The organism is Gemmatimonas sp. UBA7669, assembly GCF_002483225.1.
In the GTDB taxonomy this organism is placed as follows: domain Bacteria; phylum Gemmatimonadota; class Gemmatimonadetes; order Gemmatimonadales; family Gemmatimonadaceae; genus Gemmatimonas.
Map to the genome: position 1 here is coordinate 207,657 of NZ_DLHL01000063.1, position 13,061 is coordinate 220,717.

The 13,061-nt window shown below is 66.2% G+C and carries 14 protein-coding genes and 1 pseudogene; 1 reads left to right on the forward strand and 14 read right to left on the reverse strand.

Annotation, left to right across the window (positions count from 1 at the left end; translation table 11 throughout):
* Positions 1 to 6 precede the first annotated feature (6 nt).
* The 11 genes from B2747_RS19825 to rplM all read right to left on the reverse strand — a co-directional run bounded on the left by B2747_RS19825 (position 7) and on the right by rplM (position 8,880).
* A complete protein-coding gene (locus tag B2747_RS19825; RefSeq protein ID WP_291165178.1) occupies positions 7 to 462 on the reverse strand; it encodes a hypothetical protein in 456 nt (151 codons plus the stop codon).
* Complete coding sequence (gene rseP / locus B2747_RS19830; RefSeq protein WP_291165180.1) at positions 459 to 1,646, reverse strand: RIP metalloprotease RseP; 1,188 nt, start codon at positions 1,644 to 1,646, stop codon at positions 459 to 461. Before rseP ends, B2747_RS19825 begins: the two co-directional genes overlap by 4 nt.
* 4 nt (positions 1,647 to 1,650) lie before the next feature.
* Complete coding sequence (gene dxr / locus B2747_RS19835; protein ID WP_291165183.1) at positions 1,651 to 2,796, reverse strand: 1-deoxy-D-xylulose-5-phosphate reductoisomerase; 1,146 nt, start codon at positions 2,794 to 2,796, stop codon at positions 1,651 to 1,653.
* Positions 2,796 to 3,659, reverse strand: coding sequence for a phosphatidate cytidylyltransferase (locus B2747_RS19840; RefSeq protein ID WP_291165186.1), 864 nt, complete (start codon positions 3,657 to 3,659; stop codon positions 2,796 to 2,798). Before B2747_RS19840 ends, dxr begins: the two co-directional genes overlap by 1 nt.
* A gap of 92 nt (positions 3,660 to 3,751) precedes the next feature.
* Positions 3,752 to 4,462, reverse strand: coding sequence for an isoprenyl transferase (locus B2747_RS19845; RefSeq protein WP_414652213.1), 711 nt, complete (start codon positions 4,460 to 4,462; stop codon positions 3,752 to 3,754).
* Between the two features lie 93 nt (positions 4,463 to 4,555).
* Positions 4,556 to 5,110: a ribosome recycling factor gene (frr, locus tag B2747_RS19850; RefSeq protein ID WP_291165197.1), complete on the reverse strand. Its 555-nt coding sequence runs from the start codon at positions 5,108 to 5,110 to the stop codon at positions 4,556 to 4,558.
* Positions 5,107 to 5,874, reverse strand: coding sequence for a UMP kinase (pyrH, locus tag B2747_RS19855; protein ID WP_291165200.1), 768 nt, complete (start codon positions 5,872 to 5,874; stop codon positions 5,107 to 5,109). Before pyrH ends, frr begins: the two co-directional genes overlap by 4 nt.
* Before the next feature lie 6 nt (positions 5,875 to 5,880).
* Positions 5,881 to 6,768, reverse strand: a complete 888-nt coding sequence (tsf, locus tag B2747_RS19860) for a translation elongation factor Ts (RefSeq protein WP_291165203.1) — start codon at positions 6,766 to 6,768, stop codon at positions 5,881 to 5,883.
* Positions 6,769 to 6,928: 160 nt separating this feature from the next.
* Positions 6,929 to 7,873, reverse strand: coding sequence for a 30S ribosomal protein S2 (gene rpsB, locus B2747_RS19865; protein WP_291165206.1), 945 nt, complete (start codon positions 7,871 to 7,873; stop codon positions 6,929 to 6,931).
* Positions 7,874 to 8,038: 165 nt separating this feature from the next.
* Positions 8,039 to 8,428 (reverse strand): 30S ribosomal protein S9, encoded by a 390-nt coding sequence (rpsI, locus tag B2747_RS19870; RefSeq protein WP_291165208.1) that lies wholly within the window; start codon positions 8,426 to 8,428, stop codon positions 8,039 to 8,041.
* Entirely contained in the window at positions 8,428 to 8,880 is a 453-nt protein-coding gene (rplM, locus tag B2747_RS19875; RefSeq protein ID WP_291165211.1) for a 50S ribosomal protein L13, read from the reverse strand. Before rplM ends, rpsI begins: the two co-directional genes overlap by 1 nt.
* 287 nt (positions 8,881 to 9,167) lie before the next feature.
* Between rplM and mscL the strand changes: the two are divergent.
* Positions 9,168 to 9,494, forward strand: a pseudogene (gene mscL / locus B2747_RS19880) (large conductance mechanosensitive channel protein MscL); the annotation flags it as partial.
* Between the two features lie 34 nt (positions 9,495 to 9,528).
* Here the strand turns inward: mscL and B2747_RS19885 are convergent.
* From B2747_RS19885 to accC, 3 genes are read right to left on the reverse strand one after another with little or no spacing between them, the layout of a single operon-like run.
* Entirely contained in the window at positions 9,529 to 10,041 is a 513-nt protein-coding gene (locus B2747_RS19885; protein WP_291165217.1) for a biotin/lipoyl-containing protein, read from the reverse strand.
* Complete coding sequence (locus B2747_RS19890; protein WP_291165220.1) at positions 10,038 to 11,480, reverse strand: class I SAM-dependent RNA methyltransferase; 1,443 nt, start codon at positions 11,478 to 11,480, stop codon at positions 10,038 to 10,040. Before B2747_RS19890 ends, B2747_RS19885 begins: the two co-directional genes overlap by 4 nt.
* A 44-nt stretch (positions 11,481 to 11,524) precedes the next feature.
* Positions 11,525 to 13,060, reverse strand: a complete 1,536-nt coding sequence (gene accC, locus B2747_RS19895) for an acetyl-CoA carboxylase biotin carboxylase subunit (RefSeq protein ID WP_291165226.1) — start codon at positions 13,058 to 13,060, stop codon at positions 11,525 to 11,527.
* Between the last annotated feature and the right edge of the window lies 1 nt (position 13,061).

A 13,061-nucleotide genomic window follows, 5' to 3' on the forward strand; every position in this document is an offset into this window, starting at 1 on the left:
CGGGCATCAGAACGCCGTCGTGACGAGACTGCCGACGGCGGCGCCCAGCACAGTGCCCCACCAGAAGCGGCTGGATTTCCACCATGGACGAACCGGCTCGAGCACCAGCAGCATATGCTCCCGCTTGACGCGAGCCACTTGCGATGTCACCAGCGCCGTCGCGGTATTGCTGTCGCGCGACACAATGGTCAGCCGAGCGACGAGGGCATCACGCTGCGCGCCATCAACCGCGTACCCCTGCATGCCCGCACGAATCCATCGCGATTCCTGCACGCGAAAGATCGCCGTGCTGTCGGTGACCGAGTCGATTTCGAAACGCGGGGCATCGCGCGGAATGCGCGGCAGCACCGGCTCCGGCGCACTCAGCTTCGGTGACGCACGGCGACAGGCGTGAAGCGTCGGCACGACGACACACAGCGCGCCCACGACCATCTGCCGCGTGCGTCGCGCGTGGTGTGTCACCTGGTAAAGACCGCGCGGAGATCGTTGAACGTGACGAGCAGAATGAGCGCGAGCACCGCCAGCACACCGACGCGCGCAAAGGCCTCACGCGTGCGCATGCTGAACTCGCCACCCTTGATGCGCTCGGCGATCACCATGAGAATCTGTCCGCCATCAAGCACCGGAATGGGCACGAGATTCAGGATGGCGATGTTGAGGCTGAGAAAGGCAATGAGGGACCACAGCGTTTCGGCGCCGTTCTTTGCGGCCTGCACCGAGGTGCGCGCAATGGCGATGGGCCCACCCAGCTGATCGGCAGACACGCCGCCTGTCACCAGCCCACCAATCACGGAGACCACCTGCTCCGCCATCATCCACGACGCGCGCGTGCCTGAGGCAATCGCGGTGCCGAGCCCGACGGGTTCACGCACAACCGAGTCGCGCACCATGACACCAATGCGGCCCACGGTCCGCAGTTCACCGCTGATCGGGTCCTTCACTTCGGCGGGCTGTGGGGCAATGCTGCGCGAGACACGGGCACCGTTGCGCTCCACGTCCACGGTCACCGAACCACTGGTGACCGGTGATACCTGCGCAACGACCTCGTCCCACCCACGCACGCTCTTGCCATTGATGGCCACAATGCGATCACCCGACTGCAGGCCGGCCACCTGCGCCGGTGCTCCCGCCACAACCGAGTCCACCACGGCCGGCAGGTACTGGCGGCCATAGGTGTAGTAAATGCCGCTCGACACGCCAATCGTCAGCAGAATGTTCATGATGACGCCAGCCGACAGGATGAAGACGCGCGCCAGCGTCGACTTGCTCTCCACCCACCGATCTGCCGGAACCGCCTTGGGGCCGAACGGTGCCATGGCCTCGTTGTCCCACAAGTCGGCTGGCACATTGTCGGGCCGCTCGCTGCCGGTGTCGAGCGATCCGCGCTCCCCGGCCCCGCCCTCGATGCCGGCCATGCTTTCGTCGTCGCGCGACGCCATGCGCACATAGCCGCCCAGCGGAATGAGCGACACGCGATAGTCTGTCTCACCGCGGCGCCATCCGAACAGCCGGCGACCCCAGCCCAGTGAGAACACGGGGGCGTACACGCCGCACATCTTGGCGGCCACAAAGTGCCCCAGCTCGTGCACGAACACGACCAGACCAAACACCAGCAACGGTGCGATGTAGACTGACACAGCCGTCATCGATTCACTCCCCTGGATGATCCTGCACGTGGAGGCGTGCCGCCTGATCGGCTGCCTGCAACTCGTCGAGCGTGTGGCCTGGTCGGTCGGCCAGCGTTTCGAGGGCACTGGCCACGCACCGGGCTATACCCGCGAAACGCAGCCGGCCGTCAAGAAATCGCGCCACCGCCGCCTCGTTGGCGGCGTTATACACCGCCGGGGCCGCCCCGCCCAGGCGACCGGCCTCGATACCCAACTGCAGCATCGGGAAGGCGTCGTGCCGCACGGCTTCGAACGTCAACGCGCCCTGTGCTACCGGATCGTAGGATGGTACGCCGGAATCCGGCACCCGTTCCGGCCAGGTGAGGGCGTAAAGAATGGGCAGCTCCATGGACGGCACACCCATCTGGGCCAGCACACTGCCGTCCACAAACTCCACGAAGGAGTGAATGATGGACTGCGGGTGCACCACCACGTCAATGCGGTCATAGGGCACACCGAACAGGTGATGGGCCTCAATGACTTCGAGCGCCTTGTTGGCCAGCGTCGCGCTATCGATGGTGATTTTGCTGCCCATCTGCCAGGTCGGGTGCTTGAGTGCATCCGCCACGGTGGCTTCGGCAATACGCTCCGCACTCCAGCTCCGGAACGGGCCGCCTGATGCCGTGAGAACCAGACGACGCACCTCGTCCGGCCTGCGACCCGCGAGGCATTGCAGAATGGCCGAGTGCTCGCTGTCCACGGGCACCAGCGCGCCGCCGAATTGCGTGGCCGCTTTGGTCACGAGGTGCCCCGCCATGACCAGCGTTTCCTTGTTGGCCAGTGCGACTCGCTTGCCGGCTCGCAAAGCCGCCAGGGTGGCGTCCAGGCCCGCTGCGCCCACCACGGCGTTAATGACGACCTGCACATCCGGATGCGTGGCGGCCGCAACGAGACTGGTCGGACCCCGGCCCCAGTGTGCCGGCGCCTCCACGTCCTCCTGCACCAGGCCCAGGTAGGCGGGCGACCAGATGTCTTCGAGTTGCGCGAGCGCCTGCTGATTGCCGTTGGCCGTCAGCGCCACCGCCGCAAACCGATCACGCTGTCTCTCAAGAACTCGCAGGGCGCTCGTGCCAATCGAGCCGGTGGCGCCGAGCAGCGCGACCCCCATGCGATGCGCGGACGTTACCATCAGGATGCCCCCGGCGCAGGCAGCAGCAGCACGTCGTACAGGGCGTACACCACCGGCAACACGAAGAACAGCGAGTCGAGACGATCCAGCACGCCACCGTGTCCTGGGAAGATGGAACCGCTGTCCTTCACGCCGCCCTCACGCTTGATGAGCGACTCCGCCAGATCACCAATCTGTGCAACCACACTCACCACGCACGCAAACAACACGAGCCCGAGTGGCGAAAAGGCAAGTTGAGCGCGCGGCACGAGCACCAGCGGCACAAACGCCGTAGCCACCGCGACAGTCAGCACGACACCACCAACGGCACCGGACACGGTCTTCCCGGGGCTTACGGATGGCATGAGCTTGCGACCGCCAATGGCGCGACCGGCAAAGTACGCGCCCGTATCGCTGGCCCAGGTGAGCACCAGCGGCAGCAGCACCAGCAGGGCGCCGGCGGTGTCGCCAATGGCAAAGCGGTGATAGCGGAGACCATACACGAAGGCGAGCGCGCCACCGGTATAGAGCACGCCGAACAGCGTGGTGGAGACCGCCGCCACCGGACCGCCGTCCACACCCCGCAACCAGATGGTGAGGGCAAACAGCGCCAGTACCACCAGCATGGGCAGCACCAGCGGAATGCGCAGCACGCCCAGGGTCTGACCATGTACTGCCAGCGGAATGAGTGCCGACAGCACAATGCCGACGCCGCTCAGCGGTTTGGCACCGGCCCCGCGCGCAATGCGATAAAACTCCCACGCCCCGATGGCTGAGAGTGCGGCGGCCAGGGTGGCCAGTGCGGCGTCGCCAAACCAGATGATTCCAACGGCAAGCGGCGCGCCGATGAGCGCCACGACGACACGACGACCGAGTTCGCTCACGAGGGGATGGGAGGGGTGAGGCGGGACAAGCGATGACACGGCGCCGGATGGGCACCGCCCGGCGCTTCAGGGGCGCGGCTCAGGTACGGGGCTCAGGTACTGACGCGACCGAAGCGACGATCACGACGCTGGAAGTCGCAGATGGCTTCGTAAAGCGCCGCGCGGTCGAAGTCCGGCCACAGCACACTCGAGATGTACAACTCGGCGTAGGCCACCTGCCAGAGCAGGAAATTGGAGAGACGCTGTTCGCCCGACGTGCGAATGAGCAAGTCGGGATCGGGACAGCCCGCCGTGTACAGGCGACTGGCAATGGCGTGTTCGTCGATGTCCGCCGCACGAAGGGCGCCGGACTCGATGTCGGCGGCCAGGAGCCGCGCAGCGCGCACGAGCTCGGCGCGACCGCCATAAGAGATGAACAGATTGAGCCCGAGGCGTTGCCCGCCCGACGTCTCACGGCGCACTCGTTCGACGGCAGCGGCCGCAGCCGGTGAGAGCCGTGTCAGGTCGCCATGTACGTGCACACACACGCCCTGGGACTGCAGCTCGGCCGCTTCGCGGGCGATGTACTCCTGCAGCAGCGCCATGAGCGCCGAAACCTCGGTCTCCGGTCTTTGCCAGTTCTCCTGCGAGAACGCAAACAGCGACAACCACTCCACACCGGCTTCGAGACAGGCTTCGACGGTCTCGCGCACCGCCTTCATGCCAGAGCGGTGGCCGAACGGTCGTGGCATGTGGCGCTCGCGCGCCCAGCGGCCATTGCCGTCCATGATGATGGCAATGTGCCGCGGCACCGCCCCGTGCACGCGAATGCGCGCCAACAGGTCCGACGCGGAGTCAGTCATGCGGAAACGGGACGGTGCGGTACGGCACGGGGGAGACAGGTCCGCAAGGCGGACTCAAACCTCCATGACTTCAGCTTCTTTGGTCTTCAGGAGCGCCTCGAGCTTGCCGATGGCGTCATCGTGCACCTTCTGCAGGTCCTTCTCGGCCTGCTTCTTGTCGTCCTCCGACACGCCGTCGAGCTTCTTGACCTTGTCGCGGGCGTCCGTACGCGCATGACGGATGGCGATCTTGCCGTCCTCCGCCAGCTTGTGCAGCACCTTGACCAGCTCCTTGCGACGCTGCTCGGTCATGCTGGGCAGCGGCACGCGGATGATGCCGTTCTGGTGGGCCGGATCGAGGCCAAGGTCCGACTCACGAATGGCCTTTTCGATGACCTTCGCCTGACCCTTGTCAAACGGGGTGACGAGAAGAATGCGGGGCTCCGGCGCCGACACCGAGGCCACCTGATTGAGCGGCACCAGCGAGCCGTAGGCTTCGACCTTGATGGTGTCGAGCATGTTGGGCGAGGCCTTGCCCGAACGAATGCCCGCGAACTCGCGCTTGGAGTTCTCGATGGCCTTGTCCATGCCGGCCTTGGCGTCCTTCACGATCTGCGCAGTTGTGCTCATGAAACCAGTGTCCCTACGCGTTCGCCCCGAACGGCGCGAACGATCGCACCAGGGCGGTGAATGTTGAGGACCACCAACGGCAACTGATTCTCCTTGCAGAGCGTGATGGCCGTCTGGTCCATCACACGCAGCTCTTCGAGCATCACGTCGCGATAACTGATGGTCTCGTACAGGGTGGCGTTCGGGTCCTTCTTGGGATCCGCCGAATACACGCCGTCCACGCTGGTGGCCTTGATGATGACGTCCGCCTTCATCTGGATGGCTCGCAGCACGGCCGCGGTATCGGTGGAAAAATACGGGTTGCCCGTGCCGGCGGCAAAGATGACGGTCCGCCCCTTCTCGAAATGCCGCAAGGCACGACGCCGGATGTAGGGCTCCGCCAACTCTTCCATGCGGATGGCCGTCATGACCCGCGTATCCAGGCCGCGCTTCTCCAGCACGTCCTGCAGCGCCATGGCGTTGATGACCGTGCCGAGCATGCCCATGTAGTCGGCACCCACGCGGTCCATGCCCATCTGCGAGAGCTGGGTGCCGCGCACGATGTTGCCCCCGCCGATGACCATGCCGAGTTGCACGCCAAGACGCGCCACCTCGAGAATCTGGTCGGCAAAGAAGCCAATGCGGTCAAAATCGAAACCCACCCCACGCTCCCCGGCGAGTGCTTCGCCGGAGAGCTTGAGGAGAATGCGCTTGAACTTGAGGTCGCCCCCGTCTGCCACGGGCTCCCCCACGAGCGGCGGGTGGTCGTGAGCGTTGTCGCTCATGACCGCTTACTCAGCGCCGAGCTGCAGACGCGCGAAACGGTCCACGGTGATCGTGCCGCCGGCGCGCTTGGCGTGCTCGGCCACCAGCTGCGTGATGGTCTGGCCCGCGTCACGCACCCAGGGCTGGGGCATGAGGGTCACGTCCTTGAGGTACGCTTCCACCTTGCCGGTGGAGATCTTCTCGATCATGGCTTCGGGCTTGCCGGCCTCACGGGCCTGCGCCTCGGCCACACGCTGCTCGCTCTCGAGCTTCTCGGCGGGCACGCCGCTGCGGTCGACGGCGATGGGCGCCGCAGCCGCCACGTGCTCGGCCAGGAACTTCACGAGCTCCTTGGTGGCTTCGTGCTGCGCCACTTCGGGCGACGACGCCGTGACCTGCACCAGCGTGGCCAGCTTGCCGTTGTGGTGGCGGTACATGCCCACCTGACCGTTTGCGTCAGCGTCGAAGCGCACGGTGCGCTTCACGTTGACGGCCTCACCAGTCTTGGCGGCCGCTGCCTTCACGTACTCGGCCACCGACTCCGCCGCGTTGCCGTTCATCGGCTCGGCGAGGAACGTGTCGATATCCGCGGCGCTGGAGCGCAGGCGCTGCGCCACAAGGGCGGCCACGATTTCGCCGAAGGCGTCGTTGCGTGCCACGAAGTCGGTCTCACACGCGACTTCGACGAGGCCCGCCGACTGGCCGTTGTTGAAGACTTCTCCACCGACGATGCCTTCGCTGGTGGAGCGATCGGCGCGCTTCTCCGCCTTGGCGATGCCCTTCTTGCGGAGATACTCGACGGCCGCGTCCATGTCGCCGTTGGTCTCCTCGAGCGCCTTCTTGCAGTCCATCATGCCGGCGCCGGTGCGCTGGCGGAGTTCCGAGACGGCCTTGGCCGAAATCGCGGTAGTCATCGTCCAGTCCTGGGAAAAACGGTCTATGTGTACGGAAAAATTGCAGCGAAGCTGGGCCCTGCACACGAACGCCGCCGGAGTGGCCGGCGGCGTTCGCGATCCTGCATCCGGTCGCCGGGGCTAGTGCCCGGCAGCGGATTTCGTGCGTCCGACCGCGCGCTTACTCGGCGTCGGCTGCACCCGCGTCGTCGCCAGCGCCCGCTTCGGGCGCCGCGGCTTCCCCACCCTTCAGACGGGCCGCAATGGCCTCGGGCTTGGCCCGACGGCGACGCGGACGGCGATCGTTGCTGCCGCCGCCACGGTTGTCGCCGCCACCACGGTTGTCACCACCACGACCACGATCGCCGCGATCGGCACGCTCCGCGCCACGATCCGACGAGAAGGTGTACGTCTCGGCCTCTTCCTCGACCGGACGCGCGGGCGCCTCGCGGCGCGCCTCTTCGATCGTGTCGGAGACCACCTTGGTGATCAGCTCGACCGAACGGATGGCGTCGTCGTTACCCGCAATGGGCACCGTGATGAGATCCGGATCGGCGTTCGTGTCGACGATGGCCACGATGGGCACGCCGAGCTTGTTGGCCTCGGAGACGGCAATGCGCTCCTTCTTGGAGTCGATGATGAACAGCAGCCCCGGGAGGCGGTTCATCGTCTTGATGCCGGCGAGGTACTTGGACAGCTTCTCGCGCTGACGCGACATGAGTAGCTGTTCCTTCTTCGTGTAGTTCTGCAGCGAGCCGTCTTCGACGCCGGCCTCGAGCTCCTTGAGCTTCTTGACCTGCTTCTTGACCGTCTGATAGTTGGTCAGCATGCCGCCGAGCCAACGCTCCGTGACGAACATGGCGCCGCAGCGCGCGGCCTCGTCGCGCACGATGGAGGCCAGCTGGCGCTTGGTGCAGACGAAGAGTACGCTCTCGCCGCGCAATACGACCTCGCGGACGAGCTTCTGCGCCAGTTCGATCTGGCGGAGCGTCTTCTGCAGGTCGATGATGTGAATGCCATTGCGCTCAGCGAAAATGAAGCGGCGCATCTTGGGGTTCCACCGACGGGTCTGGTGCCCGAAGTGAACGCCCGCGGCGAGCAGTTGCTCGAGTGACGGAGTCGACATGTTGATGTGTCCTGGGGTTTTGATTCGCGTCCGTGATTGTCAGCGTCGGTGGCGACTGTCCCGCAGAGCGAAACGTCAGGCGGGACAGCACCCGCCACCAACTCGAACCACGTGTGAGATAGGCTGGTCGAGCCGTCGGTGCCCGAAGGCACCGACCACGCTCGATTAACGCTTCGAGAACTGGAAGCGCTTACGGGCGCCAGCGCGGCCCGGCTTCTTGCGCTCGACCTCGCGCGCGTCGCGCGTGAGCAGGCCGAACTCGCGGAGCTTCTTGCGGTTGCTCTCGTCGATCTTGACGAGGGCACGGGCAACGGCGAGCCGCACCGCGCCCGCCTGACCCGACATGCCGCCGCCGTTGAGCACGCACTTCACGTCGAAGTTGCCGAGCGTGTCCGTGAGCGTGAACGGCTGCTGAATGGCCGACACCAGCGTGGGGCGCGGGAAGTAGTCACCGAGCGTGCGGCCGTTGACGTCCCACTTGCCGGAGCCCGGCGTCATGTAGAGACGGCAGACCGCTTCCTTGCGACGGCCGACGGCGTGGATCTGTTCCGACATTACTTGCTGGCCTCGGCAGAGGAGAAGGTGAGCTTGGCCGGGTTCTGGGCCACGTGCGGATGCTCGGCGCCGGCAAACACGCGCAGCTTGCGGCGCAGCACCTGACGGCCGAGGGTGGTCTTCGGCAGCATGCCGTACACGGCCTTCTCGATGATGCGCTCGGGGTGCTTGGCGAGCATCGTCGCAAACGGCGTGTGCTTCTCGTGACCCATGTAGCCGGTGTGGCTGAAGTAGGTCTTCTGCTCCGCCTTGCGTCCGGTGACCTGCACCTTGGAGGCGTTGATCACGATGACGAAGTCACCCGTGTCCATGTGCGGGGTGTACATGGGCTTGTGCTTGCCGCGGATGATCTTCGCGACTTCCGACGCGAGCCGGCCCAGGACCATTCCTTCCGCGTCGACGATATACCACCGACGGTCGATATCCTTCGGGGTCGCGCTGTAGGTCTTCATGCTGACGTGATCCGTACGTGATGCGGGATGCCCGGTCTCCCGGTGCTCCCGGCAGAGGGTGAACCCTGTTAGATGACTGAAAATTTCCCGCCAAAACGGGACAGACCCGTAGCTTACTCAGGCCAGAAGTGGTTGTCAACGCACGGCTTGGAGTTCCAGATACGGGTTGAGAGGCCCTCGGGCCTTGCCAACTGCCGGTCCCGCCGCCACTGTCCCGCCACCGAGTCCGACCCGTGAACCGACGGGGCCGGTCCGCCCCCTCCCCAGCACCCGGAGACAGCATGTCGATGATGTCGGAGTTCAAGGAATTCGCCATGAAGGGCAGCGTGCTGGACCTCGCCGTTGGCGTGGTCATCGGCGGCGCCTTTCAGAAAATCGTCGACAGCATGGTGAATGACATCATCATGCCGGTGGTCGGCCTCCTGACCGGTGGCGTGGACTTCACCAACCGGTTCTTCGCCTTTGGTGGCGGCAGCTTCAACACGCTCGAAGAGGCAAAGAAGGCCGGCGCTCCCACGCTGGCCTACGGCGTCTTCCTCAACCAGGTGCTCACGTTTCTGATCGTGGCCTTCACGCTCTTTCTCGTGATCAAGGGTGTCAACCGCATGCGCCGGAACGCTCCCGCCGCCTGATCCCGAGGACCGTCCGTTACTCCGGGAGCGGTCCGAGGTCGACCAGGATCGCTCCCTTCTCCACGGCCTGACCGGCCTGGACCCGTACGCCGGTCACCACCCCGACTGCGGTAGCCCGCAGTTCGTTCTCCATCTTCATGGCTTCGATGACCACGAGACCCTGACCGGCGCTGACCGTGTCACCCGGCTGGACCGCCACACGGACGACCAAGCCTGGCATGGGGGCCACCAACGGCGCGGGTCCACTCGCCGCCGCCGAAGCCGCCGTCAGGTCCTTGATGGCCCGCATGCGCTCATCAAGGGCTTCGGCCTCGACCCGGGCCCCATCCACGTCGAGCTGCCATCGCCCGCGCTCCGTGCCGCGACGTGCCACCACCCGGTGCACCTGCTGCCCCACCCGCACCAGCCGCACCGGGGTCCCCGGGACATGCGTCAGTGAGGCCTCCACGGTCCGGCCATCCACGGTAACCTGCGCGCCATCGAGTTCCACCGTGACACGCTGGCCGTTCACATCCACGAGATACTTCATCGGTTCTCCCGCCGCAGCACGCACACGCTCTCCACGTGCGCCGTCTGCGGAAACATGTCGAAACACTCTACCGACTCCACCTGCCATGACGGCAAGCGAGTGAGATCCCGCGCCAGCGTCGCGGGATTGCAGCTCACGTAGACCACCCCGCGAAGAGCCCCGGGGTGCTGCTCCAGCCACGCCGTCACGTCCTCGTGCACACCGGCGCGTGGCGGATTGAGCACCACCACATCTGCCGTCAAATCGCGCAACGCGGCAACGGCCGACTCCATGCGCTCGGCGCGGATGCTCCAGCGCGCCGCCTGCTCTGCGCTCAGGGCCTCGTGCTGCCACTCCATCGTGCGCACGGCCTCGCTATCCAGCTCCACACTGACAACAGTGGCGCCGTGCTCAACCAGCGCGCGCGAGAGACGTCCCGTGCCCGCGTATCCATCCACGACGTGCCGGGCCTGCATCTCGCCAATGGTGTGCAGCACATGCTGGTGCATGGCATCGGCGACTTCGGCATTGACCTGCGCGAACGCCTGGGCAAATGCCTGCGCCTCGGCCACCTCCGGCCCCTCCGGTACCATCAGTTCCACGTCGGCATCGGCCGCGGGCACCCAGTGCACCTGCGTCACCGCGGGTGCACGCTGTTGCGCGACCTGCTGCCATTCCATCTGCTCCGGCCAGGCCTCACCGCCCTGCACCACCACGTGAATCTGCGCGCCGGCGTGTAGACCAGTTGCGTGCGGCGCGGTTGCGTGTAGCGCGGTTGCGTGTTGCGCGGTTGCGTGTTGCGCGGTTGCGTGTAGCGCGCCATCGCGACCTGCGTCTTCCAATGCGGCCGGCGCCGTGCTGGCGATGAGCCGGAGCGAGAGGCGCAGCGTCTCCCCAGACGGCAGGGCGACCACCGCGCGTTCCACCACGCTGCGCAGCGCTGACCAGGTGGCATCGATGAGCGGATGCACGATCTCGCAGTGCTCGAGCGAGAAGAGTCGCGCCCCCGCATCGTGGCGATGCAAGCCCGCCAGCCACCCAGAGCCGCGACGTCGTAGTGCCACCGTCAATCGCGTGCGATACGCCCACTCCGCGCCGCTCACGAGCGACGGCAATGGCACCTCGCGTCTGCCGATGCGCGCGAGTGTATCGCGCACGATCTCCCGACGCGCCTGCTGCTGCGTGGCGGCATCGAGATGCTGCAGTTGGCAGCCGCCGCACGCGTCGCGCTCGTAGTGCGCACAGCGCGCGTCCACGCGCTGCGTGGATGGCGTGATGACCTGCAGCACCCGACCACGCCCGAGGCGGCCCTGCACCCGATACGCCACCTGCACCACATCGCCGGGGGCGGTACGCGGTACGAACACCGCCAGGCCACCGAGGCGACCCACGCCATCACCGCCGGCCGCAATGCGATCGATGGTCAGCACCCCCACCTGCTCGGTGGCCGCGCCCTTCATCGAGCCCTCCGGTGCGCCTCGTGTCCGGCGTCCTCGCGGAGACTTCAACTCCGCAGTCCCTCGCGTCGCGCCATCGCGGCCCACGACACACCCGTAGCGGCTGCGGCCGGTGCGGCTGCCACACTCGGCGCGGTAGCGCTGGTAGCTGGCCGGCCGGCGTTGCGCTCCTCGTGCGCCACGAGTGCCGCGGCAATGGCCGCAAGCTCCAGTGTGCCCGCGTCCGTCACGGGCGAGGTGAGTTCCGGCAAACGCTGTTCGAGCCACTGGATGCTGATGTCGCCGCGCTGGAACTCCTCGTGATCCATCACGCGGAGATGGAAACCGCGTGACGTCTCGATGCCGTCGATGGTGAGCTCGTGCAGCGCGCGGCGCATGCGCGCAATGGCGAGTGCACGCGTGGGCGCATGCACGATCAGCTTGGCCAACATCGGATCGTAGTGCAGGCCCACCACGCTGCCCGCTTCGATACCACCATCCCAGCGCACGCCGGGGCCGCTCGGCAGATGCAGGTACTCGATGCGCCCGGTGCTCGGCAGGAAGCCGTTGGCCGGATCTTCACTGGTGATGCGGCACTCGATGGCCCAGCCACGTGGGGTGAAGTCCTTCTGTGCAAACGGCAGCTTTTCACCCGCGGCCACCCGAATCTGCCATTGCACGAGATCGAGACCCATCACCAGCTCGGTGACCGGGTGCTCCACCTGGATCCGCGTGTTCATCTCGAGGAAGTAGTAGTTCCCGTCGCGATCCAGCAGAAACTCGCAGGTGCCGGCGTTCACGTATCCCGCGGCCTTTGCCGCTGCGACGGCCGTGGCGCCCATGCGGGCGCGCAACTCCGGCGTCACGGCCACACTGGGCGCTTCCTCGATCATCTTCTGATGCCGACGCTGCACCGAGCATTCGCGCTCGCCAAGGTGCACCACGTTGCCATGCATGTCGGCCAGCACCTGGATTTCGACGTGCCTGGGGCCTTCGATGTACTTCTCGAGATACACGGCATCATCACCGAAGGCGTTCTTCGCCTCGCGGCGTGCGCTGGCGAGCGCATCGGCCAGTTCGCTGGCCTGACGCACAATGCGCATGCCCTTGCCGCCACCACCCGCCGCCGCCTTGAGCAGCACCGGAAAGCCATACTGCGCGGCGATGGCCAGGGCCTCCTCGGCGTCCTTTACGCCTTCCGTGTTGCCGGGCACGACCGGCACCCCGGCCTTGATGGCCAATTGCCGTGCGTCCGTCTTGGAGCCCATGGCATCGATGGCTTCAGCCGGCGGGCCGATGAACACGAGGCCGGCGTCACGCACGGCACGCGCAAACCACGCGCGCTCCGAGAGAAAGCCGTAGCCGGGATGAATGGCTTCGGCGCCGGTTTCCTTGGCCACTTCGATGAGACGTTCGCCCACCAGATAGCTCTGACTGGAGGGCGGCGGTCCGACGAGCACCGCTTCGTCCGCTTCACGCACGTGCGGCGCTGAGGCGTCGGCTTCGGAGTACACGGCCACCGTGCGAATGCCCAGCTCCTGACAGGCACGGATGATGCGCAGCGCGATCTCGCCGCGATTGGCCACGAGCACTTTGGAGAACATG